We start from the raw sequence: 26,487 nt of genomic DNA on the forward strand, positions 1-26,487 counted from the left end.
GCTCGAAAGCGCTGAGCCGAAGGCTCTAGTCTCGAGCGCTAACCGGCGGCCCCTTGGGGCCGCGGACACGCGCGCGCCAGCGCGCCAATAAACACCGCACAACAAAATCCCAGCAAACCCACACAACCTCCACATCAGCCCCACACGCCCAGACACAACCCCCTGGCAGACTGGACACGTGAGAGACAAGCCCGTGGGTCTGCCCAGCGGTCCCCTGCGCCCGATCGAACTGGCGAGCGGCGCGGTGATGGCCGGGCTCACCGTCGGCCTCATCACCGTCGGCTCCCTGGTTCCCATGGCCGCCGCCTTACAACTCGTCGCGGCAGTGCCATTGGGCCTGCTCGCCCAGCGGTATCGATTGCGAGCGCTGGTCACCGCGACTATCGCGGCAACGCTGGTCACCTTCGTGGCCGCGGGCGTGATGCCCGCGCTCGGCGTCATGGGCGCGGCCACCATGGCGGGAATCATCGGGACGGTGAAGCGCCGGGGTGGCGGATTCCCCGCGGTGTTCGCGCTCGGAATCGTCGCAGGCGTGGGTTGGGGACTGTTCTCCGTCGGCAGTCTGCTGGTCTTCTCGCGAACCAGAAACCTGTTCTTCGACGCGTTCCGGAATACCGCGAAGGGCATCGAGAATCTGGCAGGCCGGGTGCCCGCGCTGGAGCCGCTCGGCCGGACCGCCGCCGAGACCGTCGAGGTGGTGCTGCGCTGGTGGTGGATCTACATCGGCGCCACGGTGGCGCTCGGCGTGCTGGTGAGCACGGTGATCTCCTGGTTCGTCCTCGGGGCGGTGCTCGATCGGCTCGCCTGGCTGCCGGGCAGTGATCGGCTCGACGCGCCGGCCGATGATCGGCCGGTCGGACCGCTGCCGGTTGCCCTGCACGGGGTCGGCTATCGGTACGAGGGCACCAATGTCGACGCGCTGGCCGACATCGATCTCACCATCCGTCCGGGCGAGTTCGTCGCCGTCGTCGGTCACAACGGATCCGGCAAGTCGACCTTGACCCGAGTCCTGGCGGGCAGACCGCCGACAACGGGTGCGGTGGACCGTCCTGGTTCGGCGGGGTTGGGCGCGATCGGTGGGACCGCGCTGGTCCTGCAACGTCCGGAGAGCCAAACCCTCGGCGTCTCGGTCGCCGACGATGTCGTGTGGGGTCTGTCGGCGGCGTCGGCCGCCGAGGTCGACGTCGACGCGCTACTCGCCGAGGTCGGCCTCGCCGACATGGGCGCCCGCGAAACCGCCACCCTCTCCGGCGGCCAGCAGCAGCGCCTCGCCGTGGCCGCCGCGCTCGCCCGCCGCCCCGCCCTGCTCATCGCCGACGAAGCCACCTCGATGATCGACCCCGACGGCCGCCGCGAACTCGTCGCCCTGCTGGCCGAACTCCCGCGCCGCCACGGCACCGCCGTGGTCCTGGTAACCCACCACGAAGCCGACGCGACCGCCGCCGACCGGGTGATCCACCTCGACCGCGGCCGCATGGTCGACCACCTCGCGAGCTGGCCCCACCCCGCCCATGACCAGCGCCGCAGGCCGATGGGCGCCCCCGTCCTCGAACTCACCGACGTGCGCCACACCTACAACCACGGCACGCCGTGGGAGGCACCTGCCCTGCACGGTGTCGACCTGTCGGTCCACAAGGGCGAGGCGCTGCTGATCGTCGGCGGCAACGGGTCGGGCAAGTCGACACTGGCCTGGATCATCGCGGGGCTGATCGCGCCGAGCTCGGGACGCTGCGAACTGCGCGGCACTGCGGTCGACAAGCAGGTCGGCGGCGTCGCGCTGGCCTTCCAGCACTCCCGGCTGCAATTACAGAAGCAGACCGTCGGCGCCGAGATCGCCGACTGGGGCGGGCGGGCGACCGGTTCCGGCGCGGTCGGGCAGGCCCTGGACGCGGTGGGCCTGGATCGCCGCCTCGCCGCTCGCTCGATCGAGGAACTCAGCGGCGGGCAGGCCAAACGGGTGGTCCTCGCCGCCATGGTGGCGAGCCGCCCGCAGGTGGTCGTCCTGGACGAACCACTGGCCGGCCTGGATCCGCAGGGCCGCGCCGAGATCGTGGAACTGCTTGCCCGGCTCCGGGATTCGGGGTTGACGTTGATCATCATCTCCCACGATGTCGCCGAGATGTCCATGGTCTGCGACCGCACGGTGCACCTGGACGGCGGCGTGGCGGTCTCGGCGGACGGCCACGCGATCCCGAGAACCGAACGCGCACTCGAGAAGTCGGCCTTCGTGGCAGGCCTGCCATTGGGCCGCCGCGGTGACGAAGGCGCGACCGCACACACCAGCGCACCGAAAGGCACAACCCCATGAGCACAGTGCTGCTGCGTGAAGTACCGGTCGACAGCGTCGTGCATCGCCTGTGGGCAGGCACGAAGATGATCGCCGCGTTCGGAATCAGCCTGCTGCTGATGTTCCTGCCGTCCTGGCCGGTACTCGGCGTGATCACGGCTTTCCTGGTGCTGATCTGGGTGCTCGCGCGGCTGCCGCTCGGCGCGATCCCCCGGCTGCCGTGGTGGTTCTGGGGACTTGTGGTGCTCGGCGGTCTGATCAACGCGCCGATCGGGATGAAGGCCGTGCTCGGCTACACCCAGATCTTCGTGTTCGGGCTGGTCCTGGTGGCCGCCTCGTTCCTGATCGCCTTCACCACCCCGATGGGCGAGATCGCTCCCGCCCTGGCGAAACTCGGCGCGCCGCTGCGCACATTGCGACTGCCGGTCGACGAGTGGGCCGTGGTGGTGGCCCTGACACTGCGCGGATTGCCGCTGCTGCTCGACGAGATCCGGGTACTGCGCGCCGCACGCAAACTGCGCCCCAAGGACAACCTGCTGCACCGCGCCGCCGACAACCCGCTCATCGACATCCTCACCGCGTGCATGGCGGTGTCGTCGCGGCGCGCGGGTGAACTCGGCGAGGCGATCACCGCTCGTGGCGGCACGGGGATGCTGACCGCCCTGCCGAGCGCACCGCATCGCCGGGACGCGATCGCGCTGGGTGTCGTCGCCGTGGTCTGCGCGGGTGCCGTGGTGTTGAGCAACGTCATCGGCTGAACCAGGAGCGCTCGATCTCGCTGGTCATCGGCGCGCCGGCCACCGCGCGCACTATCAGTATTCTGTGGTTGTGAGCAATACCCCGAATTCACTGTCCCGAAACCCTATTGCGCGATATGGTTCGTCACGGAAATCGAGCTAGGCAGCTTCACGCGCCGGTCACGAACTTTCTCGGGGGAAGTCACACCACGGCGCCTGTTCGAGCACTCACACCTGATGAAGTCCAGATGGGAAATGTTCATATGATCATCCGCAAAATCGCCGCGGCTGCCATTCCGGTGCTCGCGGTAGCGCTGGTGGGAACCGGAGTAGCCGGGGCCGACCCGGTGACGCCGAACGTCGAGTACCGCACCGAACTGGTCGGTAACACCGTCATCACCACTCTCACCCACGGCACCTTCGCAATCACCGGCGGTGCGGTCGACATCCGTGACGAGGCAGGCGCGACCCTGATGTCGCTGCCTCTCTCGGTCCGCGACGGCAGTTTCGAATACCCGCTGCCGCACAAGGTGAGCGAGGACAGCCGGGTACTCGAGCTGACCGCGGTCAAGGACGTCGCTACGGCCAAGCCCAACCTGACTCCGGTCGCCTCGCCCGCGGAAAACTACGCGGCGCAGGCGAACTTCGCCTCCACCTTCGGCCTCGCCACCGCCGTCGGTAGCTTCGTCGGCATGGCCATCGGTGCCGTGATCGGCTTGGTGATCGGCGCGGCGGCCGGCGGCGTCGGCGCGCTTCCCGGCCTCATCACCGGCGCCTCCGTCGGCGGGATCATCGGCAGCCTCATTGTCGGCGGACCCACGCTGATCGTCGCCGGCATGGACCTGATCAACACCTGGACCGCCCCGCCCGGCACCACCCAGTGGGCTGCGAAATAGCCTGCACCACATACTGATCAGCCAATCGCCCCGACGTCGACACCGACGTCGGGGCGACTCGGTTTCCGGGGCCGGGCATTCCGGTCACCTGGTCGCTCGCGACAGGGCCTGCGGGTCTCGACAGACTCGCGAAGGTCGACGATACTGGCGTCGGTGCGACAAGGAAACGGACTCGACATTCCCGAAACCCTCGGCGATCTGTGCGCGCCCGACCGGATGGCGCTGATCGTCTACGACATGCAGGTCGGTGTTCTGGGACAGCTGCCCGACGGGCAGGAGATCACCGAACGCGTCGTGCGGGTGGTCGAAGCGGCCCGGCGCGGCGGCTATCCGGTGATCTTCCTCCGGCACTTCTTCCCGCCGCGGCGACTGACCGGTGTGTACGGGATGCGGCTGCTGATGGGCTGGCAGAACGCCGAATCCGTCGACGACGTCGCCTTTATTCTGCAACGCGATACGCCCGCGTTCGAGCTGGTGCCGGAGCTGGTGCCGCGCGAGGACGAGCTGGTCTTCGACAAGATATCGATGTCGGCGTTCGAGGGCACACCCTTGGCCACCCTGCTGCGTGACCTGCGGATCGGCTCCTACGCCATTGCCGGTGTCGCGCTCGAGATCGGAATCGCGCCGACTGTCACCCACTCCACCGATCTGGGTTTCGTGCCCGTGGTGATCGGTGACGCCTGCGGTGGTCGCGACAAGGAAGCGATGGCGCGGGCCTACGACGACTTCGCGTTCCAGGGCAATGCGCTGGTCACCGATGTCGACACGATCTCCGGCCTGATGGCCGGGAACTGACAGCGCGGCAAATAGTCAGCGCCGATTCGGCGGGCCGGTGGTGATCGGCCCGCCGAGACGATCAGGCCTTCTCGCGCAGGGCGTTCTTGGCCGCGTCCTGGGCGGAGTCGACCTGGCCACTGAACTTGCCACCGGTCTTCTCGTCGACCACGTCACCGGCCTTGTCGATGACACTGTCGACCTTGTCCGCATGCTGGGCGGCCATGTCCATCGCCTTGCCTGCCAGGTTCTTGAAATCCACCGCGTACTCCTCGTTGATTCGACACCGGGTACAACGCGATAACCGTAGCAACATCACAGCTTTCGCGGGTGAGCATCATCGTGGTGAACTCGTCACACCGTCCCACACCGGGTGCCAGAGCCGTCCGGTGTCGGTCCACGCCTGGAAGCGGACAATGCCGGTGAGCTCGGGGGTGACCCAGTGCGCGTCGTGACGTTCGTCGGCGGTCATCTCGTTGGTGAACGGTGAGGTCTCGCGTCGCAACCCGGCCAGCTCGGCGGCGATCCGGCGCGACTGCTCGTCACCGAATCCGGTGCCAACCCGGCCCACGTAGATGAGGCCGTCCTCGTGCGGCATACCGAGCAGCAGCGACTTGAACGGGCGTTTGTCGCTACGCCGCCACCCGCCGACCACCACCTCGCGTGAGCGCCAGTTGCGCTGCTTGAGCCAGGTCTGGCTGCGCTTGCCCGGCTGATACACCGAATCCAGCCGCTTGGCCACGACCCCTTCCTGCCCCTCCTCGCGACTGACCTTCATCGCCTCGGCACCCGAACCATCCAGCAGCGCACTGACATTCATCGACGGCGACAGCCTGCCGAGGGCCTCGAGTACCGCGCGGCGGTCGGTGTACTTCTTGCGCAGCAGGGAGGTACCGTCGAGGTAGAGCACATCGAAGGCGACGAATACCGCGCGGGCCGAATCCGCTTGCAGCGCCGAGATATCCGAGAGTCCGGCATCATCGAGCACCACCGCTTCGCCATCCAGGACCACCTGATGCCCGGCCAGTTCCTCGCCGAGCACGGCCAGGCGCGGATACCGAGCGGTCACCGTATTGCCCGCGCGGCTGCGGACAGTCACCGTGCCGTCGTCGATCTCGACGATCACCCGGAACCCGTCCCACTTGGTTTCGAAGGACCAGTTCGCGGGGGTCAGCGATTCGACATCGCCCGCGGTCGCCAGCATCGGCGACAACCCGCGTGGAAAACTGCTGTCGGCCACAGGTTCTCGATGGGATCGGTCACGCATCAGGTGCATCAGCCACTGGTCGCCCTTGGTCTGGATGAACGCGTAGCGGCCCGACACCCGCTGTCCGTCGAGTTCGACGATCACCTCGTCGGAGCGCCACTTCTCGGTGACATAGGTACCCGAATCCCAGATCGTCATCTCCCCAGCGCCGTACTCGCCCTTGGGAATGGAGCCGTGGAAGTGCAGGTACTCGAGGGGGTGATCCTCGGTGCGCACGGCGAGGCGGTTGTGTTTCGGCTCGGTCGGCGGGCCCTTCGGCACCGCCCAGGAGGCGAGGACACCGTCGTGCTCGAGACGCACATCCCAGTGCAGTCGGCGGGCGTGATGCTCCTGGATGACGAAGCGATTGCCGGGCCCCGGTTCCGGCGCGGCCTCGGGGACCGGCTCGGGCGTGCGCTGCGGGTCGCGCATGCTGCGGTACTTGGCGAGAGAGTCGGGGCGGGCGGGCAGTGCCGGATCGAGGTCGGCCAGCAGGTCGCCGTCGGCTTTCCAACGAGCGAGCACCTCGTCGAAACGTAACTGGCGCAACGCATCAGCGTCTTCGATCTCGGCCCAGTCGCGCGGAGCGGCGGCATTGGGTTCGGTGCGACCGCGCAGCGAGTAGGGGGCAATAGTGGTCTTGGCGGCGTTGTTCTGGCTCCAGTCCAGGAACACCTTGCCCGTGCGGGCCGCCTTGGCCATGGTCGCCGTCACCAGATCCGCGTGCAGCGCTTCGAGATTGGCGGCCACCTGTTTGGCGACGGTGGACGCGCCACGCGAACTCAGCGGCCGATCCAGCGGCACATAAACGTGAATGCCCTTGCTACCGCTGGTCACCGGGAACGCCTGCATGCCGATATCGGCGACCATCGCACGCACGGCCAGCGCGACCCGCGCGCATTCGGCCAGCCCGGCACCGGCGCCGGGGTCGAGATCGAACACGATCCTGGTGGCCGGGCCGCGATCGCCCGCGTCGAAACGCCATTGCGGCACATGGATTTCCAGCGCCGCCTGCTGCGCCAGCCAGGCCATCCCGGCCTCGGAATCGATCAGTGGGTACGCCACCCGGCGGCTGGAATGCTCGATCGCGGCGCGGTGGATCCACGCGGGCGCGTGCTCGGGGAGGTTCTTCTCGAAGAAATCGGCGTGGTCGACGCCATTGGGCCACCGTTTCCTGGTAACCGGGCGTCCGACGAGATGGGGCAGCGCGGCCTCGGTGATCGCCGAATAGTAGGCGATCACCTCGCCTTTCGTCGTACCGGTCGCCGGGTACAGGACCTTGTCGAGGTTGCTGAGCTCAACCTCGATGTCCGGTTCACCCGGTGCGCCCCGAAATTCCCGGCGGACCATCGACGCGATCGCCAGCGGCGGGGACCGACTACCGGTCCCCGCGCACCGGAATCAGGCCTTGGGTCCAGGATCGGTCGGAGCGGCGCCGCCGGCGGCAGAGCCGGGGCCTGCCTGCGGAGGCACGACCTTCTTGGCCGCTTCCTTGCCCTTCTCGATCTTGTCGCTGTACTTGCCCTTGGTTTTGTCATCGATGAAGGTACCGGCCTTGTCGACCGCCTCATTGATCTTGTCGGCGTTCTGTTCGACCGTTTCCTTGCCCTTACCGAGCAAGCCCTTCAAGGTATCCACGAGACTCATCTGCCGATATTCCTTTCGAGAGGAGGGTCATTCCACATCTTCCCACCACGAATCCCGTGGTGGGAGGTCATTCGGAACCACCCGCTGCCCCGGCTTGGGCACTACGACCGGAGTACCCGCGTCGGCGGCGGCCGACACCAGGCGCCGGACGGGTTCGGACCAGCCGTGGAAGGCCAGATTGAAGGTGGCCCAGTGGATCGGGACCAGCAGGCCGTAGGCGGCGTCGCCCAGGCACAGGTCGGCGTGCGCGCGCACCGCCTCTTCGGGGTTCATGTGCACATCGGTCCAGCGCTCGTCGTAGGCGCCGATGGGCAGCAGCGTGAGGTCGAAGGGGCCGAGCACCGCGCCTGCCTGGGCGAACGCCTTCGTGTAGCCGGTGTCGCCGCCGAAGTAGACCCGCTTGGTCGGCCCCGACAGCGCCCACGACGCCCACAGCGTGGTGTTGCGGACCAAGCCGCGGCCGGAGAAGTGCCTGGCCTCGGCGCAGGTGATGGTGAGACCGCGGTCGTCGGCGTCACGGCCGAGCGAGACCGAGCCACCCCAGTCGAGTTCGATGATCCGGTATTCGGGCACACCCCACTGCCGCAGGTGCGCGCCGATGCCGGTGGGCACCACGAACGGCGCGAGCTGGGTGCGGACGAGCTCATCGACGGTGGCTTTGTCGAGGTGGTCGTAGTGATCGTGGGAGATGATCACCGCGTCGACGGTCGGCAGCTGCGACAGCTCGCCGGGGACCGGATGCAGCCGGGCGGGACCGACCACCGGGGACGGGGAGACCCGTTCGCTCCACACCGGGTCGGCCAGCACGCGGTAGCCGTCGAGTTCGACCAGCGCGCTCGCGTGCCCGTACCAGGTGACCGCGAGTTCGGCGGCCTGCTCGGGAGCGGCGGGGGTGACCAGCGGGACCGGGTTCGCGGGGCGGCCGACCCGGCCCTTGGTGAGTCCCGACCAGATCAGCGACGGTGCGGCACCGGCGGCGAGCATGGAGCTCGGCTCGGTGTTGTGGAAACGGCCGTCGCGGTAGGAGGACTTGCCGATCGCGGTCGGCGCGATCGCCGACGGGCCCGCGCCGATCGAGGTGGGCAGGCCCCACACCGCGCGTGCCATCCAGGCGAGACCGAAGGTGCTCGCCACCGAACCCGCCAAGCGTGTGATCCGCATCAGCGGCCCACGAACTTCGCCGGACGCTTCTCTTGCCGGGCCAGGCGGCCCTCTTTGGCGTCGTCGCTGCTCCACGCGGCTGCCAGCGCGGCCTGCTGCTGCGCGCTGGCCGGGTCGCCGGTGCCGTCGTCGTTGAGCATCAGTTTCATGGCTTGCAGCGACAGCGGCGCGAGTGCCGCGATGGACTTGGCCCAGTCCTTGGCGTCGGCGAGGGTGCCGAGCTTGTTCGCGAAGCCGTAAGCGTAAGCGTCTGCGGCGGAGACGGATTCGGCGCCGAGCAGGATCGTGCGGGCGGGGCCGCCACCGATCAGGGCGGCCAGCCGTGCCACCGTCCAGCGATCGACCGAGATGCCGAGCTTGGCCGCGGGTACCGCGATGTAGGCGTCGGGCTCGATCACCCGCAGGTCCGAGGCCAGCGCCAGTTGCACGCCCGCACCGAGCGCGCCGCCGTTGATCGCCGAGATCACCGGAACCGGAACGGATTCGATGGTGTGCAGCATGTCGAGCAGACTGCTCAGGAACGACTCGGAGTAGACCCCCGACAGATCGGCGCCCGCGCTGAAGATCGGCCCGCGGCCGGTGAGCACGATGGCGCGCGCGCCCTTGGCGACCGCGTCGAGTACCGCGGCGCGCAACTGCCCGACCAGGTCCTCGTTGAGCGCGTTGCGCCGTTCTTCGCGCTGTAATTCGATGGTGATCACGTCACCATCGCGGGTCACGCCGAGCATGCATCCTCCCCAGATTCAGCGGATTTCGTGGATGTTCACACTGTGCCACAGGCCGCCGACAACACCAGGTAGGCGATAGCGTCGACGCCCATGGTTTCCGACTATTCTGCCCCAGATGCACCGTTTCACCGCGCAGCACAGGCCTCCGGGATGACCGATTTCGACATCCTGGTGATCGGTGCGGGTCAGGCAGGGCTCTCCGCCGGGTACCACCTGCGCAAGCTCGGGCTGGTGCCCGAACGCGATTTCCGCATTGTCGACCACGCACCCGGTCCCGGTGGCGCCTGGCAGTTCCGGTGGCCTTCGCTGACCCTGACGACGGTGAACCGAGTGCACGACCTGCCGGGGATGTCCTTCGCCGACACACTGCCCGCCGGGTCCGAGTCGGCGCGCGCGGCCACCGCGGTGCCGCACTACTACGAGCTCTACGAAAAGCGCTTCGACCTGCGTGTTCAACGGCAGGTGACGGTGAAAGTGGTCTGTGATCGGACCGCCGACGGCCAGAGCTGCGCGGGCCGTGGCGAGGTACTCCAGGTGGAAACCGAAGGTGCGGGCACCGTGCGCACGCGGGGTCTGATCAACGGCACCGGCACCTGGGAGCACCCGTTCATCCCTCGCTATCCGGGCGCCGACACCTTCGCCGGACGCCAACTGCACACTCGCGACTACCACTCGGCCGACGAGTTCGCGGGCAAACATGTGGTCATCGTCGGTGGAGGGATCTCGGCGGTGCAGTTGCTCGACGAAATTTCGCTCGTGACCTCCACCACATGGGTCACCAGATCCGAGCCGCGGTGGCGGGAGACGCCGTTCGCCGAGCAGGACGGGCGCGACGCGGTGGCCCTGGTGGAGGACCGCGTGCGCGCGGGGTTGCCACCGGGATCGGTCGTGTCGGTGACGGGACTGCCGCTCGACGAACGGCTGCGGGCCGCGCGTGAGCGGGGCGTGCTGCGGCGGCTGCCGATGTTCGAGCGGATCGAGCCCACCGGCGTGCGGTGGGCAGACGGCAGTTTCCAGGCAGCCGACATCATCCTGTGGGCGACCGGTTTCCGCAGCTCACTGGATCATTTGGCGCCGCTGCGGCTGCGCGGACCCGGCGGCGGGATCACCATGACCGGGCGGTTGGCGACCCAGGTGGCCGTCGACCCGCGCATTCATCTCATCGGCTACGGGCCGTCGGCCAGCACGATCGGCGCCAACCGGGCAGGCCGGGCCGCGGCCCGCGAACTGACCGACTACCTCGGGATCAGACCAGGCCGACGCTGAACGTCGACGGATCGGCGCCGACCCTTTTGCCCGCGTCGAGGCCGCCGATCGACTCCATCGCGGCGGCATCGAGTTCGAAGGTGAACACGTCGAAGTTCTCCGCGATCCGCGACGGCGTGACCGACTTCGGGATGACGATATTGCCCAGCTGCAGGTGCCACCGGATGATGACCTGCGCGGGCGTGCGGTCGAGTTCGGAGGCGATGCCGACGATCGTCGGGTTGTCGAGCAGAGTGCCCTGCCCGAGCGGGCTCCACGCCTCGGTGGCGATCGCGTGATTGGCATCGTATTGGCGCAGGTCACGCTGGGAAAGTGTGGGATGCAATTCGATCTGGTTCACCGTGGGGATCTCGCCCGCCTCGGCGATCAGGGTCTCCAGGTCGATCACCCGGAAGTTGGAGACTCCGATCGAACCGATCCGGCCCTGCGACTTCAGCGCCTGGAAGGCGCGGAACGTGTCGACGAAGCGGCCTGCCGACGGTACGGGCCAGTGGATCAGATAGAGGTCGAGATAGTCCAGGCCCAAGCGCTGCATGCTGGCATCGAAGGCGCGCAGGGTGCTGTCGTAGCCCTGGTCGGCGTTCCATAGCTTGGTCGTGATGAAGAGTTCGTCGCGGGGAATCCCCGATTCACCGATGGCGCGGCCTACGCCTTCCTCGTTTCCGTAGACCGCGGCCGTGTCGATACTGCGGTAGCCGACCTTCAACGCCTCGGCCACCACCCCGGTGACGTCTTCCGCGGGCACCTGGAACACACCGAAGCCGAGCTGTGGGATCACGTTCCCGTCATTGAGCACGATGCTGGGGACATGGCTGCTTTCGCTGCGGAAGGTCACCCTCTCGAAGGTAGAAGTGGTTCGGCGTGGCGTCAACGACGGCGCGTCGCGTGTTTCCCCCTGTCACAAAGCGGGGCGCTGGTCAGGGGATTGCCGGTGGCTCAGTACCCCGCCTCCGGCAAGTCCGATTCGCCGGTATCGGGTCTGTCGCAGCGATCGCAGTTCGGCGGGCTCGCAGGTGCGCAGCGCGGCCAGTTCGGCGGCGATCGCGAGAACAGTGCGACGGGCGAAGGCGACCGGTTCGTCGGCGGCGTCGGGGTACTCCTCGACGATTCGGTCCACCACACCGTCTTCGAGCAGGTCCGCCGATCTGATGCCCTGTGCCGCAGCCATTTCCGGAGCGTGCGCGGTATCGCGGAACACGATGGCACTCGCCCCTTCCGGCGGCAGCGGGGCGAGCCAGCCGTGTCTGGCGGCGAGCACCCGGTCGGCGGGCAACAGCGCGAGCGCGCCGCCGCCGGTGCCCTGGCCGAGCAACACGGAGACGGTCGGCGTGTCGAGGGTGACGAGATCGGCCAGGCAGCGGGCGATTTCGGGGGCGAGGCCGCGTTCCTCGGCCTCCTTGGACAGGGCGGCACCGACGGTGTCGATCACGAGCACCAGCGGCAACCGCAGTTCGCGCGCCAGAACCATCGCCCGCCGCGCCTCGCGCAATGCGGCCGGGCCCATGGTGTGCTCGCCCTCCTGACCGGATCGGTCGTGTCCGAAGACGACGCACGGCTGACCGGCGAAGCGGGCGAGGGCGAGCAGTACAGTTCGATCGGACTCACCCCGACCGGTACCGCTGAGCGGAACCCGTTGCGTCGTATGGCGAAGCAGGTCCCGTATCCCCGGCCTGGCCGGCCTGCGCGAGCTGAGCACCGAATCCCACGCGCTCGCCGTCGGATTCGCTGATGTCGCCGGACTGCGCACCGGCGCAGCCCAACCCGGCTCGGTCGTCACCGGAACCACGGCGCCGCTGGCGACACTCATCGCCCGGTGCGCGATCCGGCGAAACACCTCCACCGTCACCACTCCATCGATCACGCCGTTGCGATAGAGGTTCTCCGCGGTCTGCACACCGGGCGGAAAAGGCCTGCCGTACAAGGCCTCGTACACCCGCGGCCCGAGGAACCCGATGAGTGCGCCCGGCGCGGCAAAAGTGATGTGCCCCAACGACCCCCACGACGCGAACACCCCGCCCATCGTCGGATCGCGCAGATACACCAGGTACGGATGCCCCGCGGCCTTGTGCACAGCCACCGCGCCCGCGATCTTCACCATCTGCACGAAAGCGACTGTCCCCTCCTGCATCCGAGTGCCACCGGAGGTCGGCGAGGCGATCAACGGCAGCCCGAGTTCGGTAGCACGCTCGATCGCGCGCACGATCCGCTCGGCCGCGGCCACCCCGATCGACCCGGCCAGAAACGCGAACTCACAGGCGATCACCGCAACACGGCGCCCCCGCAACAACCCCTCCCCTGTCAACACCGCCTCATCGGTACCAGCCCGATCGGCCGCGGCGACGAGCTCGCGCCGATAGCGCGGCGATATCTCGGGCTCGATCGGCGCCCGATCCCAGCTCACGAAAGAGCCCGCATCGAGCAACTGGCCGAGCAAATCATCCGCCGACATATGCACGCCGTGAGCGTAGCCGGACGCGGTTCGGGCGGATCACAGAATCACGGCGACATGTTGGAACACCTTGACTTTATGTTGTGTTTTTACAACACTCTGTTAGGTGAGTCCAGTCAGACGAGGGGAAACCCTGCCGATCTTCAATCGCATCGCTGTGTTGCGCGCGGAGCATCGGATGAGCCGGGCGGCGCTTGCCGAGGCCGTCAATGTCAACGTCCAGACGATCGGCGCGCTCGAGCGCGGCGATCACTATCCGAGCCTCGATCTGGCGATGCGCATCTGCGATGTGTTCGCGCTGCCGGTCGAAGTCGTGTTCTCCCGCAAGGAATTCGGGCCGTTGTCGGCCGAGCTCTACCCACGCACGAAAGGCGAGATGCCATGACCAGCACACTCATCGACCGTTATCAGAACTATCGAGTCCGGCGCTGGCTCGTGCAGGAGCAGCGGACAGCGGGGATGCTGCAAAGCTGGCGACCGCTTCGGCGGCGGCGAATTCTCGTGGTCGTCGTGACGATCGCACTGCTCGGGATCGCGCTCGCCGGAGTGATGCGCGCGTTGGACCTGTTCGGGGCGCCGGGGGTAGCGCTCGTCTCGGCGCTGTTGTTCCTGCCGAGCTGGACGATGCTGCGGATCGTCTCGGGCGGCCAGGATCACGCACCCGACCAGATGCTCGACGAACTGGAGATCACCGAACGCAACAAGGCGCGCTCGGCGGGGCTCGCGCTCACTCAGTCGCTGACCATGCCGCCGCTGGCGTACCTGATCTTCGGCAGCGCGTTCTCACCGCAAGCCGATGCCTATCGCATCGCCTACGCGGGCGGACTGATGATGCTGGCCACGATCTTGGCCGGTGGCTGCGCACCGGCGATGATCCTGGGCTGGACCAGGCCCGATCCCGAACCCGAGTCCTGAACGAGCACGGCCCGAACGAGGGCGGAGCTGCGGCCTTCATCGCGGCAGCCCCGTCCGTCGTGCGAAACAGCTCAGTAACCCTGCATGACCTTGCGCAGTGCGTACTCGGTCAAGGCGACCAGGGCCTGTTTGGCCGGTTCCCGGCGACGGGCGTCGATCGACATGATCGGCACGTCGGCGGGAACCGCCAGGGCCTGGCGGATGTCCTCGAGCGGGTACTTCGGCGCGTCGTCGAACTCGTTGAGCGCCACCAGGAACGGCAGCCCGCGGGCCTCGAAGTAGTCGACAGCGGCGAAGCTGTCTTCGAGCCTGCGGGTGTCGACCAGCACCACGGCGCCGATGGCGCCCTTGATCAGGTCGTCCCACATGAACCAGAACCGGTACTGGCCCGGCGTACCGAACAAGTACAGGACCAGGTCGTCGGCGAGGCTGATGCGGCCGAAGTCCATCGCCACCGTGGTGGTCGACTTCTGCGGAATACCGGTCAGGTTGTCGATTCCGGTACTGGCGTTGGTGACCAACGCCTCGGTGCGCAGCGGAACGATCTCCGACACCGCGCCGACCATCGTGGTCTTACCCACACCGAAGCCACCAGCGACCACGATCTTCGCCGAAGTCGGCTTGGCCGTGCGGGTGTCGACCTGCGCAGTCGAATCAAATACGCCGGAGTCCACTGAGAACCCTTTCGATCAGCTCGCGACGTTCATCGTCGCTGGAATCGTCTTTCAAAGTTGCCGAAACCCGGACGTGACCGGCCTCGATCAGATCGGCTACGAGTACCCGGGCCACCCCGATCGGGATGTACAGCTGGGCAGCTATCTCGGCAACGGACGGCGATTGCCTGCACAACTCCACGATGGACGTTTCGAGGTTGTTCAGTTCGTACTGCCGCTCCATGGCGACCGGATGCGATGCGACGAGTGCCTCCAGCGCCAACTCGACCGCCGGCTTGGTACGGCCGGCAGTCAAGGAGTACGGGCGGACGAGGCTCGGCTCGGCGCTCCCCATGCGGTGATCGTCTATGTCCATCCCACCATCAGGAACCCATCGTGACGCGAGGCGTGGCCTGGACCGTCTGGCCAACGCGCTCGACCAGAAGTGCCATTTCGTAGCCGACCTGACCGATGTCACACGAGGTGTTGGTCAGGACTGCTAGATACGAGCCGTCGCCGACTGCCATGAGCAGCAGGTATCCATGCTCCATCTCGACGACGGACTGGAGTACCGTACCGCCTTCGAACAGATTCGACACGCCGACGGAAAGGCTCGCCAGTCCGGCGGTCACAGCGGAGAGCTGCTCGGCGCGGTCGACCGGGAGCTGAGCGCTCGCGGCCATCAACAGTCCGTCAGCCGAGACCAGGACGGCATGGGCTACGCCAGGAACCTCGTTGGCGAAGTTCGAAACCAGCCAATCCAGCTGACGGTTCGTACCACCTAGATCGGGGTTCATCGGTCTCCTTTATCTCCGGTTAGGTTCATTGCCTTCATTGCGCGGCCATCCCGGACACCCTGCTGGTGACGACTCAGGCTGTTCCGGATCGTTGCGGGATCGCGTTGCTGCGGGGTGCGATCGGCGGTGCCGCTCACACCACCCGGCACGAGCCTTCCGCCTGGACTGCGCTGAGGCAAGCCGGCGGCGGTACGTACCTCGGATTGGGCTTCGCTGGCCGCGCGAGCAGCCTCCCAGCCGTCGTCACCGGGTGATTCGAAGGCGGCGGCCATCTGGTTCCGGTCGGAATTCTCGTCCGTGAGCCACGACGACATCATCTCGGCGAAGATCGGTGTTCCGCCCATCACGGAATCACCTTCCGGTGCCGGCTGCAACCTGGTCTGGAAGAACGACGCAGCCTTGACCGGATTGGACCGGTAGCTGTGCCGACCCGGATCACGCCCTGCCGACGCAGCGTTATCCGGCCCCGCAGGGTCCCGATCCCGTTGCGGCAGAGCCACTCCTGGCCCAGCGTTCGCCTGCGGTACAACACTAGCCCCGGGATCGCGCTGTGGCAGCCCATTCGGCGCAGCCGCGCGTTGGGGCAGGCCGTTGGGCGCGTCTCGCTGCGGTTGACCCGCGGCCGGAGCACGCTGCGGCAGACCGTTGTCGGCCGGATTCTGCTGCGGCGCAGGGTTTGCGCGCTGCGGCAGGCCGTTGGCCGGACGGGCGGGCTGGGCCCGCTGCGGGAGGCCGTTGGCCGGATCACGCTGCGGGAGACCACCGGTCTGCTCACGTTGTGGGAGGCCGGTCGACGGATCGCGTTGCGGCAGGCCACCGGTCTGCTCACGCTGCGGAAGGCCAGTGGCCGGATCGCGTTGCGGCAAACCACCGGTCTGCTCACGCTGCGGAAGGCCGCCGGTCGGATCGAGCCTGGGCAACCCGCCGGACTGATCCCGATGCGGCAGACGCGGCGCGGGATCGCGCTGCGGCAAACCACCGGCGGCATTGCCTCGCTGGGGGAGTCCGGTCGACGGATCACGCTGCACCGGCGCGGAATCACGCTGCGGCGCGGGACTTCCCTGGCCACGCTGCGGCAACCCGGTCGACGGCGCCGAATCACGTTGCGCGTTCGCGGCGTCACGCTGCGGCAGACCCGTTGCCGGATCAGGCTGCGGCAGTCCACCGGTCTGCTCACGTTGCGGGAGGCCGGTCGACGGATCACGCTGCGGCAAACCACCGGTCTGCTCACGCTGCGGCGGCCGCTGCGATGGATCACGCTGCGGCAGGCCGACCGAAGGATCGCGCTGCGGGGCACCGTTGGCACCCGGCGAACGCTGCGGCAGACCACCGGGGGTGCTCCCCCGCTGCGTCTGTGCCGAATCGCGCTGAGGCAGTGCCGTGTCACGCGGCGGCTGCGCGGAATCCCGCGACGGCGCACCGTTGGCACCCGGCTGACGCTGCGGCAACCCACCACCGGTCTGCGGCGGTCCAGCGGGCTTCTGCTCGACCGGACCAAGCTGGCCCGGCCCGGCGGGCGGACGCTGCGGGCCACCCGGTGCCAGATTGCGCTTGGGCAGATTCGCCGCGGCGAGCTTGCCACGCTGGGGCACGTTCGTCTGTCCGGGCGCGGGCGGACGCAGCGACGGCGACGACTGCTCGGTCGCGTCCTGGGCCATGCCCGAAGCCATCGAGTTACCCGGCGAACGCTGCGGCAACCCACCACCGGCACCCGCCTGGGTCGGCCCGCTGACACCGGGATCCACGGTGACCATCACGTTGCCACCCGGGGTGCGGGTGATCGCGCGGGTCTGCATGGTGCTCGGCTGCTGCTGCGGGTTCTGCTGCTGCGGCGGTGCCTGCGGACTCGGCTGCTGCTTCTGCAACTGCTGCGGCGGGATCACGGTGCCGCCCGCACCCGAGACGATCAGGCCGACTGGCACGTGCACGGTGACGGTGACGCCGGGATCGCGGGCGGTGTCGAAGGTCGCGCGCAGCCGCACGGTGAGACCGTGGCGCTCGGCTAGTCGGCCGACCACGAACAGACCCATGTGGCGGGCGGTGTCGGGACCGGGCTCGGCGGTCTGCTCGAGCCGGTGGTTGATCTCCGACATCTCCGCGGGCGGCATACCGATGCCGCGGTCGGCGACCTCGATCAGCAGACCCTGGTCGTGTGCCTGGGCGAAGGTGAACTTGACGTCGGTCTCCGGCGGGGAGGCCCGCAGCGCGTTGTCGAGCAGCTCGGCGAACAGGTGCGCCATATCGGAGGCGGCCGGTTCGACCAGCGAGCCGCGCGGCGTGGCGCCGAGCTTGACCCGCTCGTAGTCCTCGACCTCGGAGATCGCGGCACGCAGCACGTCGGCGATCTCGACCGGGGCGGACTTGGTTCGGCGCTGTTTGGTACCGGCGAGGATCAGCAGGTTGTCACCGTTACGGCGCATGCGCGCCGCGAGGTGGTCGAGCCGGAAGAGGTTCTCGAGCAGGCGCGGGTCCTTCTCGTCGTACTCCATCGCCTCGATGAGGGTGAGCTGATGGTCGACGAGCGACTTGGACCGGCGGGCCAGCGTCTCGAACATGTCGTTGACCTGTGAACGCATCTGCGCCTGGTCACTGGCCAGGCGCAGCGCCTGACCGTGGATATCGTCGACGGCGCGGGCCAGCTGGCCGATCTCCTCGTCGGAGCGCACCGGCATCGGCTCCAGCGGCACGTCCTCGGGCGCGGCACCGTTGCGGAGCTGGGCGACCTCGTGCGGCAGATCGGATTCGGCGACGCGCAGCGCGGCCAGGCGGAGGCGGTGCAGCGGCACGATCATCGAGCGGGCGACGAACACGGCGAGCAGGAGCGCGGCCAGGATCGTCGCGATGACGACAGCGGTATAGGCCCAGGCCCCGTCTGCCGCGGCGCTGGTTCGCTTGTCCATGGCGGTCTGGATGGTCTCGGTCGACCCATCGACGATGCCCTCGTAGGCGGCGAGGCTGGCGTACAGCGAGGTACGCATCTCACCGACGGGCAGCTTTCCCGCCGCCACCTCGGGACGGCTGATCAGTGCCTGCCGGACAGCGACTTGTGTCCCGAGTTCGGTGACCGTCTGGTCGCCTTCCGGGAAGCGGTGGGCGAACACGCCGAGCAGGTGCTGCTCGGTCGCGAGGCCGCTGACAAACTTCTGGGCGCCCGACTCGATGCCACGCAAGAGCTCGGTCAGACCGGCCAGCTGATCGATGAGCACCGAACGCGTGTTGAGCGAGTCGACCAGGCGCAGCTTGGCAAGGTCCATCACCGGATCACTCACCTGGGCGACGGTGGTCTCCACGATCGTGACGCCGTCCTTGGTCACCTGTTCGACCGAGGCCAGCGCCGGACCTGTAGAGGTCGTCAGCGCCTTGCCCTGCGCGCGCACACCCTTGGCGGTTTTCACCATCCGCGCGAGCGCGTCGTGGGCCTCGGGCAACTCGGCCAAGCGGCCGAGCGAAGCCTCGGCCGAGGCGATCGCGGCGTCGAGTTCGGCGAGGTCCTGGTCGGTGACGAGGGTGGCCCCCGGGCCGGCGGGCACCATCTGGCTACCCGTGACCTTTGCCGAGCTCGCACTCAGCGCGGTGACGGACGGGATCGTGTCTACCTGCTCGTTGATACTGGAGAGCCGGTTGGCCTCCGTGAACTCGGAGGTAATTCTCGACACGCCGAGCCCGACCGCGACCGCGAGTGGCACGGCAAGGACAGCCGTAACCTTCCAACGCAGGTCCCAGTTGCCGAGCGCCCAGCGTTTGCTGCCGGACCTAGCGGCGTCACGCATCTCCCACTCACTTTCCAAACTGGCCTCGTACCGTACGCCTGAGGCGAACCTCCACAGGCGCGATGGTGGCTCGCCAGTGGCTGCTGGCCGAGAACTACGGCTGGCCGAGAAATTGCGTCTACGACTGCCCGAATAAGTGACATCGGATTCTAACGGATCAATAACTTCTTGGCTGACTCCCGGTCGAGGTCCGCTCCATGACCAGCCCGTTGTAGGCAAAACCAAAGGTCGCGGCACCCCCTCGGGTGTCGCGTGAAGTCTGCCACAATCATCTGGATCTATCGAGCGGGCATCGAAGCGAGGCTAGGGAGTCACGGGGTTGGACACCGAACACGAGTACCGGCCGGTCTATCAGACCAGCCTGGTCGACCCAGCCGACTTCTGGTCCGCCGCAGCTCAGAGCATCGAGTGGGATGTCGAACCGCAGCAGATCGTCGATGCCGCCGACAAGCGGTCGGCCAGGTGGTTCCCCGACGCCCGCCTCAATACCTGTGTGAACGCCCTCGATCGCCACGTCCGGGCGGGCACTGTCGCCCAGGGTGGACACGCCGATCGACCGGCCCTCATATATGTCTCCGCTATGACGGACACCACCACGATTTACACCTACGCCGAATTGCTCGGGAAAGTGGCCGAGTTCGCCGGGGCCATGCGCGATCTCGGTGTGGTGGCCGGTGATCGAGTAGTGATCTATCTGCCGATGATCCCCGAAGCGGTGATCGCGATGCTGGCGTGCGCGCGCATCGGCGCGGTGCACTCGGTGGTGTTCGGCGGGTTCGCCGCACCCGAGCTGGCCGCCCGCATCGACGATGCCGAGCCGGTCCTGATCGTCACCGCCTCGGGCGGGCTCGAACCCAACCGCCGCGTCGAGTACCCGCCGATCGTGATGGCCGCGCTCGATCTCGCCGAGACCGCGTCGGTGCGCACGGTGGTCGTCAAGCAGCGCCCCGAGTTCACCACGATCGAGTTCCCCGCCGCCCTGCCCGCCACCGACATACTGCCGTCCTCGGAGCAGACCGTCGCCGCCCGCTGGGTGGATTGGGATGCCTGCGTCGAGGGCGTGGCGCCCGCCGATCCGGTCTCGGTGGCCGCCACCGATCCGCTCTACATCCTCTACACCTCCGGCACCACCGGAAAGCCGAAGGGCGTGGTGCGCGACAACGGCGGACACGCGGTGGCGCTGTCCTGGTCGATGCGCAACATCTACGATGTCGGCCCTGGTCAGGTGTTCTGGGCCGCCTCCGACGTGGGCTGGGTCGTCGGCCACTCCTACATCGTCTACGCGCCCTTGCTGGTCGGCGCGACGACGGTGCTCTACGAGGGCAAACCCGTCGGCACCCCCGACGCGGGCGCCTTCTGGCGGATCATCGACGAGCACGACGTGCGGGTGCTGTTCACCGCCCCGACCGCGTTGCGCGCGATCCGCCGCGCCGACCCCGACGCCACCGCGGCCCGCCGCTCCGATCTGTCCCGGCTGCGCGCGCTGTTCTGCGCGGGCGAGCGCCTCGATCCGGCCACCTTCGAGTGGGCGACGAACACCCTGCTCGCCGACCATCCCGGCACTCCGGTGGTCGACCACTGGTGGCAGACCGAGACCGGCTGGCCGATCTGCGCCGACCCGCTCGGCCTGCAGGAACTGCCCGTGAAGTCCGGTTCGGCGAGTGTGCCGGTGCCCGGCTATCGGCTGCGCGTACTCGACGCGAACGGCAACGCGGTGCCCACCGGAACCGAGGGCAACATCGTCATCGGGCTGCCGCTGCCCCCCGGCTGCCTGACCGGATTGTGGCGCGACCGGGAACGCTTCATCCGCTCGTACCTGTCGGCCTTCCCCGGCCACTACCTCACCGGCGACTCCGGCTACTTCGACGAGGACGGCTACCTCTACGTCCTCGGCCGCAGCGACGACGTGATCAACATCGCCGGGCACCGACTGTCGGCGGGCAGCATCGAGGCCGCCATCTCCGGCCACGAGGCCGTCGCCGAATGCGCGGTGATCGGCATGCCCGACGAGCTCAAGGGCAGCCTCCCGCTGGCGTATGTGGTGCTCAAGCAGGGTATCGATATCGATCAGCAGCAGCTGCGCGCCGAACTCGACGACCGGGTGCGCGCCCAGATCGGCGCGATCGCCACCCTGCACGACTCGATCATCGTCACCGGCCTGCCCAAGACCCGCTCCGGCAAAATTCTGCGCAAGACGATCCGCCAGCTCACCGCCGGTGAACACGTCGAACCTCCCGCCACCATCGAGGATCCCCACGTCCTGACGGCCCTCGCCGACCGCATCCTGGCCAACCCACCGCTCGGCAACATCACCACCGCCGCCACCCCTGAGCAGGACAACGACCCGGTCTCCCCCGCCCCGTGAGCACCTAAGATCACTACGTGACTTCCTCTACCGTTCTTGTCGTCGATGACGACGAGGACGTTCTCGCCTCCGTCGAACGGGGCCTGCGACTGTCCGGGTTCCGGGTACTCGTCGCGCGTGACGGTGGTGCCGCGCTGCGGGCCGTCGCCGAGCAGGCACCCGACGCGGTGGTCCTCGACATGAACATGCCGGTCCTCGACGGTGCGGGCGTCGTCACGGCCCTGCGGGCGATGGGCAATGACGTGCCCATCTGCGTACTCAGCGCCCGTGCCTCGGTGGACGACCGGATCGCGGGACTCGAGTCGGGCGCCGACGACTATCTGGTGAAGCCGTTCGAGCTGGCCGAACTGGTGGCCAGGATCAAGGCCCTGCTGCGCCGTCGCACCGATACGCCGGAACCGGTGGCACCCGGCGCGCTCACCGTCGGGCCGCTGCTTGTCGATGTCGCGGGTTATCGCGCGCTGCTGCACGGACGCGAAATCGAGCTCACCAAAAGGGAATTCGAATTGCTGTCCACACTTGCCCGGAATGCCGGAGTGGTGTTGACGCGCGAACGACTGCTGGAATTGGTCTGGGGTTACGATTTCATAGCCGATACGAATGTGGTCGATGTGTTCGTCGGATACCTGCGCAGGAAACTCGAAATAGATGACACGCCAAGGATTCTGCATACGATTCGCGGGGTGGGTTTCGTACTCCGGGAATCGAAATGATCTCCGAGCCTTCGCTGAAACATCGTCGCAGACAATCGTTTTCGCTCCGGACAAGAGTCGCGGGAGCGGCTGCGGCAGGTGCCGTCATCATCGTTACGATCGCCGCATTCGTGGGTTTTCAGGCAATCGAACGCAATAATGTCACCCAAACCGATCAGCAACTGGAAATCGCCTCGCGCATCGTGCTGATCGAACCGGTGCTGGCAACGGGTTTCGTCAACCTGACCGGCCTGCAGAACACCATGGCGCTCACGGTGCGCGACAACGGCCAGGTGACCGCGTCGAGCTCGACCCAGCTACCGGACCTACCCCCCGGCTCGCGGACCGTCGAACTGCACGATCAGCCCTACCGGGTGCTCACCACCACCGAGAACCAGCCCGCGGGCCGCACCGTCTCCCTGGCGATTCCGACCACCGAGGCGGCCAAGGCGACCGACGACCAGCAGCGCTGGGTACTCGCGGGCGCGGCGATCGCGGTGGCGGCCGCGGCGGCGCTCGGCTGGTTGCTCGCCGGGCGTGCGGTCGGCCCGATCGTAAAGCTGACCAGGCAGGTGTCGGCCCGCAGCGCCGTCGGCGCGCCGGACGAGCCAACGCACCCGGTCGACGGTTCCGGTGTCGACGAGGCGGTGAAGCTGGCCGAGGCGGTGAACACCATGCTGGCCCGCGTCGACCAGGCACAGGCCGAGACCGCCGCCGCCCTGGAGACCGCCCGCGATTTCGCCGCCGTCTCCGCCCACGAACTGCGCACCCCGCTCACCGCGATCCGCACCGACCTCGAGGTCCTGCGCACCCTCGACCTCACCGACGAACAGCGCCGCGAGATCCTCGCCGACCTCGCCCGCAACGAGACCAGGGTGGAGACCACCCTGTCCGCGCTGGAACGGCTCGCCCGCGGCGATCTCACCGCCGAAACCGACCACGTCCCCACCGATGTCGCCGACCTGTGCGATCAGGCCGCCCACGACGCCATGCGCCACAACCCGGGTCTGTCGGTGCGCATCGACACCGACGCCGAACTGGTGACCCGCGGCCTGCCCGCCGGCCTGCGCCTGGCCGTCGACAACGCCCTCACCAATTCGGTCAAGCACGGCGGCGCCACCGCCGCCGTCGTGTCGGCGCATCGCACGCCGCACGGCCGGATCGTCATCGCCGTCGACGACAACGGCACCGGCGTCGCGCCCGGCGAACGCGAGACGGTCTTCGCGCGGTTCGCCCGTGGCAGCAACGCCACCAAGGGCGGTTCGGGCCTCGGCCTCGCGCTGGTGGCCCAGCAGGCCCAGCTACACGGCGGGCTGGCGTACTTCGAGGACAGTCCGCTCGGCGGCGCCCGCCTCGTCATCGACCTGCCCGCTCGACCGGCCCGGTAGCCAACGCAAAAGCCCCGCACTCACGATGGTCGTGGGTGCGGGGCTGAGCTCGCTACTACTTGTCGCTCTTGAAGGCATCCTTCACTCTGCCCGCCGCGCGCTCGGCTGCGTCCTTCACGTTGGCCGCTGCCTTCTTCGCTTCCGCCTCAATCTTTTCCGCTTCGGCCTTGGCCTTGGCTTTGACATCGTCGGTGTCGGACATCGAACCTCCACTCTCGTGAGTTCCGCGCCTGACCGGCACGGGGTGAAGACACTCGCGAGAATACCGCACAGTTAACGGCTAGCGACTGAAGCGATAATCAGGGAAGAACCTGCGGGATCGACTCCGGGATGACCAGGCCGATGACCGCGCCGAGCACCGCGCCGGTGAGCGCGTAGCTCAGACCGCCGCCGAGCGCGCAGACGAAGTAGCCGACGATGAACGCGGCCAGTGCGGGGATGCACATGATCGCCGCGGTCAGGAAGCCGATGGTCGCACCAGCGGCCGCACCGTTCTGGACGGGGTCGTGGTTGGCGGCCTCGGGGTTGGTGGCGATGCTCTTGAGCTCGTCGGTGGTGGCGGCGGACATCTGCGGGGCGATCTGCAGGGTGCGGCCGTCCTCGGAGATCACCGAAGCCAGCGCGATGTTGTTGCCGCCGACGGTGGCCATCGTCAGCGGAAGTTCGCTGACCTTGGCGCCGGTGGCGGAGACTACGTCGACCTTGGTGGAGTCGGGCGACAGCACGAAGGTGCCGTTGTCGACGGTCGCGGAGATGGTGCGCAGGTCCGGCGAGACGGAGGTCTTGTAGCCGACGCCCTCGGAAACGCCCTCGCCGGCGAGCCCGGCGGCGATCTCGGCCTGACGCGCGACGGTGACGTCAGCGGCCGCGGTGCCCGTGGTGAAGAGCGAGGCGGCGACGACCAGCGGCAGCGCGGCGAAGACCGCGCGACGACCCGCGCGAGTGATGGTGTGGTTGAACATGTTCGATGTCTCCCTCCCGATGCTTCCGAAGAATCCCCGAACCCCCCGGACGAATCGAAAAAATCTCGATGTCGATTGACTCGAGAGTTGTACCGAACCACCACTGGGTTGCGAAACATGTTGTGACACAGGGCATAGTTTGAATAGGCAGCTATCGGTCAGCGACGCTCGCCGGGCGGCGGCGAGCATCCCGACAGCTACCCCGATCGCGTTCCGCTATGAACCTGCGCCGACTCCGCCGACCGCGGTCATGGCAGGACCTGCGGGATCACCTCCGGGTTGACCTGACCGTGGCCAGCGTCAGCGGGACCTCGCTGACCTTGGCGCCCGTGGCGGAGATGACCTCGACCGCGGTCGAGCACTCCCGACGCCCCGAAGAATCCCCGACCCCCCGGACGAATCGAACGATCTCGATGTCGATTGACCCGATTGGCTTACCCGATCGCCGACGGGTTACGAATATTCATGCCGCAGAACACAGCATCGGCAGTCGGCTATCGGTTCCTCAACGAAATCTCAGACATCTCCCAACCCCGCCACCGAAGTCCGGGGATACCGTCACCGACGTGATCGACAAACGCGCTCGTCTGCTCTGCCTGGCCACCGTCCTCGCGCTGGCGGGCGGTGTCGCCGCTTGCGCGGGCAAGGACTCGGCACCGACCGGGATCGCGCTGGTCAACGCCGATTCCGGACCTACCGGCGAGCGCGTGGCCAAGGCCGTGCAGGATGCGGGCGGCTACGAATGGACCGTCGCGAAGCCCGGCGAGATCGACGCGGCCGACTACGCCGCCGTGATCACCCTGCCCGCCGACCTCACCGCATCCATGGCCACCCTCGCCACCCCGCAACCCCAGCGCGCCAAGGTCACCGTCACCACCCACGACGGCGCCGACACGAACACCGTGAACGGCGCGGTCGATGTGGTGACCCATCGGATCGGCGCGTCCGGCGTCGACGCCGCCCTGGCCGCGGTCTCGCAGGCACGAAACCAGATGACCTCCGTGCAGTTCACCGCCCAGCTGCTCAGTGCGGGCGTGAACGCCGCCGCCGACGGCGCGAACCAGTTCAGCGGCGGTGCCGACCAGCTGCTCGGCTTCCTCGACTACGCGAAAGAGGGTGCGGGCCAACTCACTTCGGCCATCGAGCTGCTGAACCACACCGTCGACGGGGCCGCGAAGCAGGCCAACCAGCTCGCCGATGCTCTCGACGCTACCGGCGTCACCATCGCCGGCGTCCAAGCCGGCGCGGCCGCCATGGGCTCGGGCCTCGACCAGATCCTGCCGCTGCTGAAGTCACTCCCCTTCGCGAACGACCCCCAACTCGCCGACATCATCACCAAACTCGAAGCGCTACGAGGAGTTTCGAACCAGGCAGGCACCCAGCTCGACGGCCTCAGCGAATTGACCGGCGCCGCGGTTGATCCCAATACCGATCTCGGCACCCTCCTGCGCACCGTCGTAGCCCGCCTCAACAGCGCCCGCGGCCAACTCGCCCAGGGCGCCGAGCTCGCCAAGGGCTTGCCCACCCTCGCCGAACAGGGTGGCGCCCAACTGGTTTCCGCCATCGAACAACTCACCGGCGGCGTAGGCGCCCTGCAGAACATCGTCGGCAACCTCAACAACCAAACCGCCAAGGCCCTCGAAGCCCTCCCCCCACGCGGCCAGTCCCAGCAGTCCGCCCTCGCCCTGGCCCTCACCGACCCCGTCGAGGTCGTCCGCGAGTGAACGCACTGCGGCCCGGTCGATGTCGACCGG

General features: G+C 67.9%; 24 protein-coding genes. 11 read left to right on the plus strand and 13 right to left on the minus strand.

From position 1 onward, the window contains the following. Positions 1 to 247: 247 nt before the first annotated feature. The 4 genes from ACFWO8_RS32505 (at position 248) to ACFWO8_RS32520 (ending at position 4,715) form a co-directional block, all read left to right on the plus strand. Complete coding sequence (locus ACFWO8_RS32505) at positions 248 to 2,308, plus strand: ATP-binding cassette domain-containing protein (RefSeq protein WP_378974276.1); 2,061 nt, start codon at positions 248 to 250, stop codon at positions 2,306 to 2,308. After that, positions 2,305 to 3,045, plus strand: a complete 741-nt coding sequence (locus tag ACFWO8_RS32510) for a CbiQ family ECF transporter T component (RefSeq protein ID WP_378974111.1) — start codon at positions 2,305 to 2,307, stop codon at positions 3,043 to 3,045. The genes ACFWO8_RS32505 and ACFWO8_RS32510 overlap by 4 nt, the downstream gene beginning before the upstream one ends. A 227-nt stretch (positions 3,046 to 3,272) precedes the next feature. Then, entirely contained in the window at positions 3,273 to 3,920 is a 648-nt protein-coding gene (locus tag ACFWO8_RS32515; RefSeq protein ID WP_378974115.1) for an ammonium transporter, read from the plus strand. A gap of 153 nt (positions 3,921 to 4,073) precedes the next feature. Further along, positions 4,074 to 4,715, plus strand: coding sequence for a cysteine hydrolase family protein (locus tag ACFWO8_RS32520; protein WP_378974120.1), 642 nt, complete (start codon positions 4,074 to 4,076; stop codon positions 4,713 to 4,715). A 61-nt stretch (positions 4,716 to 4,776) separates the two neighbouring features. Here the strand turns inward: ACFWO8_RS32520 and ACFWO8_RS32525 are convergent, their stop codons facing one another. The 5 genes from ACFWO8_RS32525 to ACFWO8_RS32545 form a co-directional block, all read right to left on the minus strand. Further along, on the minus strand, positions 4,777 to 4,956 hold the full coding sequence (locus ACFWO8_RS32525; protein ID WP_378915720.1) for an antitoxin: 180 nt from the start codon (positions 4,954 to 4,956) through the stop codon (positions 4,777 to 4,779). A gap of 75 nt (positions 4,957 to 5,031) precedes the next feature. Beyond that, positions 5,032 to 7,290, minus strand: coding sequence for an ATP-dependent DNA ligase (locus tag ACFWO8_RS32530; protein ID WP_378974127.1), 2,259 nt, complete (start codon positions 7,288 to 7,290; stop codon positions 5,032 to 5,034). Between the two features lie 51 nt (positions 7,291 to 7,341). After that, positions 7,342 to 7,587, minus strand: coding sequence for an antitoxin (locus tag ACFWO8_RS32535; protein ID WP_378974132.1), 246 nt, complete (start codon positions 7,585 to 7,587; stop codon positions 7,342 to 7,344). Positions 7,588 to 7,614: 27 nt separating this feature from the next. Continuing rightward, positions 7,615 to 8,748 (minus strand): MBL fold metallo-hydrolase, encoded by a 1,134-nt coding sequence (locus tag ACFWO8_RS32540; protein ID WP_378974138.1) that lies wholly within the window; start codon positions 8,746 to 8,748, stop codon positions 7,615 to 7,617. Then, positions 8,748 to 9,476 (minus strand): enoyl-CoA hydratase, encoded by a 729-nt coding sequence (locus ACFWO8_RS32545; RefSeq protein ID WP_378974146.1) that lies wholly within the window; start codon positions 9,474 to 9,476, stop codon positions 8,748 to 8,750. Before ACFWO8_RS32545 ends, ACFWO8_RS32540 begins: the two co-directional genes overlap by 1 nt. A 150-nt stretch (positions 9,477 to 9,626) precedes the next feature. Here ACFWO8_RS32545 and ACFWO8_RS32550 point away from each other — a divergent pair, with 150 nt between their 5' ends. Continuing rightward, positions 9,627 to 10,742, plus strand: coding sequence for an NAD(P)-binding domain-containing protein (locus tag ACFWO8_RS32550; RefSeq protein ID WP_378974160.1), 1,116 nt, complete (start codon positions 9,627 to 9,629; stop codon positions 10,740 to 10,742). Here the strand turns inward: ACFWO8_RS32550 and ACFWO8_RS32555 are convergent. Continuing rightward, positions 10,723 to 11,577, minus strand: a complete 855-nt coding sequence (locus ACFWO8_RS32555; protein ID WP_378974168.1) for an aldo/keto reductase — start codon at positions 11,575 to 11,577, stop codon at positions 10,723 to 10,725. The genes ACFWO8_RS32550 and ACFWO8_RS32555 overlap by 20 nt on opposite strands. Before the next feature lie 63 nt (positions 11,578 to 11,640). Continuing rightward, a complete protein-coding gene (locus ACFWO8_RS32560; RefSeq protein WP_378974178.1) occupies positions 11,641 to 13,191 on the minus strand; it encodes a carboxyl transferase domain-containing protein in 1,551 nt (516 codons plus the stop codon). Positions 13,192 to 13,297: 106 nt separating this feature from the next. Here ACFWO8_RS32560 and ACFWO8_RS32565 point away from each other — a divergent pair, with 106 nt between their 5' ends. Both ACFWO8_RS32565 and ACFWO8_RS32570 read left to right on the plus strand, forming a co-directional pair. Next, positions 13,298 to 13,576 carry a helix-turn-helix transcriptional regulator gene (locus ACFWO8_RS32565; RefSeq protein ID WP_056818574.1) on the plus strand — a complete coding sequence of 93 codons (279 nt, stop codon included), beginning with the start codon at positions 13,298 to 13,300 and terminating at the stop codon, positions 13,574 to 13,576. Then, the gene (locus tag ACFWO8_RS32570; protein ID WP_378974184.1) at positions 13,573 to 14,106 is read left to right on the plus strand and encodes a hypothetical protein; all 534 of its coding nucleotides are present in this window, start codon (positions 13,573 to 13,575) and stop codon (positions 14,104 to 14,106) included. Before ACFWO8_RS32565 ends, ACFWO8_RS32570 begins: the two co-directional genes overlap by 4 nt. Positions 14,107 to 14,177: 71 nt before the next feature. On the opposite strand, the gene ACFWO8_RS32575 is transcribed toward ACFWO8_RS32570, so the two are convergent. The 4 genes from ACFWO8_RS32575 to ACFWO8_RS32590 are packed head-to-tail and all read right to left on the minus strand — an operon-like array spanning position 14,178 to position 19,326. After that, a complete protein-coding gene (locus ACFWO8_RS32575; protein WP_378974187.1) occupies positions 14,178 to 14,780 on the minus strand; it encodes an ATP/GTP-binding protein in 603 nt (200 codons plus the stop codon). Continuing rightward, positions 14,761 to 15,135, minus strand: coding sequence for a DUF742 domain-containing protein (locus tag ACFWO8_RS32580; RefSeq protein ID WP_378974192.1), 375 nt, complete (start codon positions 15,133 to 15,135; stop codon positions 14,761 to 14,763). The genes ACFWO8_RS32575 and ACFWO8_RS32580 overlap by 20 nt, the downstream gene beginning before the upstream one ends. A 7-nt stretch (positions 15,136 to 15,142) precedes the next feature. Then, a complete protein-coding gene (locus tag ACFWO8_RS32585; RefSeq protein WP_011207200.1) occupies positions 15,143 to 15,556 on the minus strand; it encodes a roadblock/LC7 domain-containing protein in 414 nt (137 codons plus the stop codon). Beyond that, entirely contained in the window at positions 15,553 to 19,326 is a 3,774-nt protein-coding gene (locus ACFWO8_RS32590; RefSeq protein WP_378974200.1) for an ATP-binding protein, read from the minus strand. The genes ACFWO8_RS32585 and ACFWO8_RS32590 overlap by 4 nt, the downstream gene beginning before the upstream one ends. A gap of 319 nt (positions 19,327 to 19,645) precedes the next feature. Here ACFWO8_RS32590 and ACFWO8_RS32595 point away from each other — a divergent pair, with 319 nt between their 5' ends. The 3 genes from ACFWO8_RS32595 (at position 19,646) to ACFWO8_RS32605 (ending at position 23,771) form a co-directional block, all read left to right on the plus strand. Continuing rightward, the gene (locus ACFWO8_RS32595) at positions 19,646 to 21,691 is read left to right on the plus strand and encodes an AMP-binding protein (protein ID WP_378974208.1); all 2,046 of its coding nucleotides are present in this window, start codon (positions 19,646 to 19,648) and stop codon (positions 21,689 to 21,691) included. A 17-nt stretch (positions 21,692 to 21,708) separates the two neighbouring features. Further along, positions 21,709 to 22,404: a response regulator transcription factor gene (locus ACFWO8_RS32600; RefSeq protein ID WP_101464499.1), complete on the plus strand. Its 696-nt coding sequence runs from the start codon at positions 21,709 to 21,711 to the stop codon at positions 22,402 to 22,404. A gap of 110 nt (positions 22,405 to 22,514) precedes the next feature. After that, the gene (locus ACFWO8_RS32605) at positions 22,515 to 23,771 is read left to right on the plus strand and encodes a sensor histidine kinase (RefSeq protein WP_378974225.1); all 1,257 of its coding nucleotides are present in this window, start codon (positions 22,515 to 22,517) and stop codon (positions 23,769 to 23,771) included. A gap of 55 nt (positions 23,772 to 23,826) precedes the next feature. Here ACFWO8_RS32605 and ACFWO8_RS32610 read toward each other — a convergent pair whose 3' ends face one another. Continuing rightward, on the minus strand, positions 23,827 to 23,973 hold the full coding sequence (locus tag ACFWO8_RS32610; RefSeq protein WP_378915692.1) for a hypothetical protein: 147 nt from the start codon (positions 23,971 to 23,973) through the stop codon (positions 23,827 to 23,829). Between the two features lie 97 nt (positions 23,974 to 24,070). After that, positions 24,071 to 24,733 (minus strand): hypothetical protein, encoded by a 663-nt coding sequence (locus ACFWO8_RS32615; RefSeq protein ID WP_378974229.1) that lies wholly within the window; start codon positions 24,731 to 24,733, stop codon positions 24,071 to 24,073. A gap of 566 nt (positions 24,734 to 25,299) precedes the next feature. Between ACFWO8_RS32615 and ACFWO8_RS32620 the strand changes: the two genes are divergently transcribed. After that, positions 25,300 to 26,457 (plus strand): hypothetical protein, encoded by a 1,158-nt coding sequence (locus ACFWO8_RS32620; protein WP_378974233.1) that lies wholly within the window; start codon positions 25,300 to 25,302, stop codon positions 26,455 to 26,457. The last annotated feature ends 30 nt before the right edge of the window (positions 26,458 to 26,487 follow it).

Origin of the sequence: Nocardia sp. NPDC058480 (assembly GCF_042720495.1) — a bacterium.
Classification (GTDB): domain Bacteria; phylum Actinomycetota; class Actinomycetes; order Mycobacteriales; family Mycobacteriaceae; genus Nocardia.

What these genes read in the sequence shown, in the direction of transcription:
- ACFWO8_RS32585 (WP_011207200.1), bottom strand. Translation starts at nt 15,556, where the DNA reads ATGAACCCCGATCTAGGTGGTACGAACCGTCAGCTGGATTGGCTGGTT.
- ACFWO8_RS32535 (WP_378974132.1), bottom strand. Translation starts at nt 7,587, where the DNA reads ATGAGTCTCGTGGATACCTTGAAGGGCTTGCTCGGTAAGGGCAAGGAA.
- ACFWO8_RS32560 (WP_378974178.1), bottom strand. Translation starts at nt 13,191, where the DNA reads ATGTCGGCGGATGATTTGCTCGGCCAGTTGCTCGATGCGGGCTCTTTC.
- ACFWO8_RS32510 (WP_378974111.1), top strand. Translation starts at nt 2,305, where the DNA reads ATGAGCACAGTGCTGCTGCGTGAAGTACCGGTCGACAGCGTCGTGCAT.
- ACFWO8_RS32590 (WP_378974200.1), bottom strand. Translation starts at nt 19,326, where the DNA reads ATGCGTGACGCCGCTAGGTCCGGCAGCAAACGCTGGGCGCTCGGCAAC.
- ACFWO8_RS32515 (WP_378974115.1), top strand. Translation starts at nt 3,273, where the DNA reads ATGGGAAATGTTCATATGATCATCCGCAAAATCGCCGCGGCTGCCATT.
- ACFWO8_RS32580 (WP_378974192.1), bottom strand. Translation starts at nt 15,135, where the DNA reads ATGGACATAGACGATCACCGCATGGGGAGCGCCGAGCCGAGCCTCGTC.
- ACFWO8_RS32610 (WP_378915692.1), bottom strand. Translation starts at nt 23,973, where the DNA reads ATGTCCGACACCGACGATGTCAAAGCCAAGGCCAAGGCCGAAGCGGAA.
- ACFWO8_RS32530 (WP_378974127.1), bottom strand. Translation starts at nt 7,290, where the DNA reads ATGGTCCGCCGGGAATTTCGGGGCGCACCGGGTGAACCGGACATCGAG.
- ACFWO8_RS32550 (WP_378974160.1), top strand. Translation starts at nt 9,627, where the DNA reads ATGACCGATTTCGACATCCTGGTGATCGGTGCGGGTCAGGCAGGGCTC.
- ACFWO8_RS32545 (WP_378974146.1), bottom strand. Translation starts at nt 9,476, where the DNA reads ATGCTCGGCGTGACCCGCGATGGTGACGTGATCACCATCGAATTACAG.
- ACFWO8_RS32615 (WP_378974229.1), bottom strand. Translation starts at nt 24,733, where the DNA reads ATGTTCAACCACACCATCACTCGCGCGGGTCGTCGCGCGGTCTTCGCC.
- ACFWO8_RS32570 (WP_378974184.1), top strand. Translation starts at nt 13,573, where the DNA reads ATGACCAGCACACTCATCGACCGTTATCAGAACTATCGAGTCCGGCGC.
- ACFWO8_RS32505 (WP_378974276.1), top strand. Translation starts at nt 248, where the DNA reads ATGGCCGGGCTCACCGTCGGCCTCATCACCGTCGGCTCCCTGGTTCCC.
- ACFWO8_RS32540 (WP_378974138.1), bottom strand. Translation starts at nt 8,748, where the DNA reads ATGCGGATCACACGCTTGGCGGGTTCGGTGGCGAGCACCTTCGGTCTC.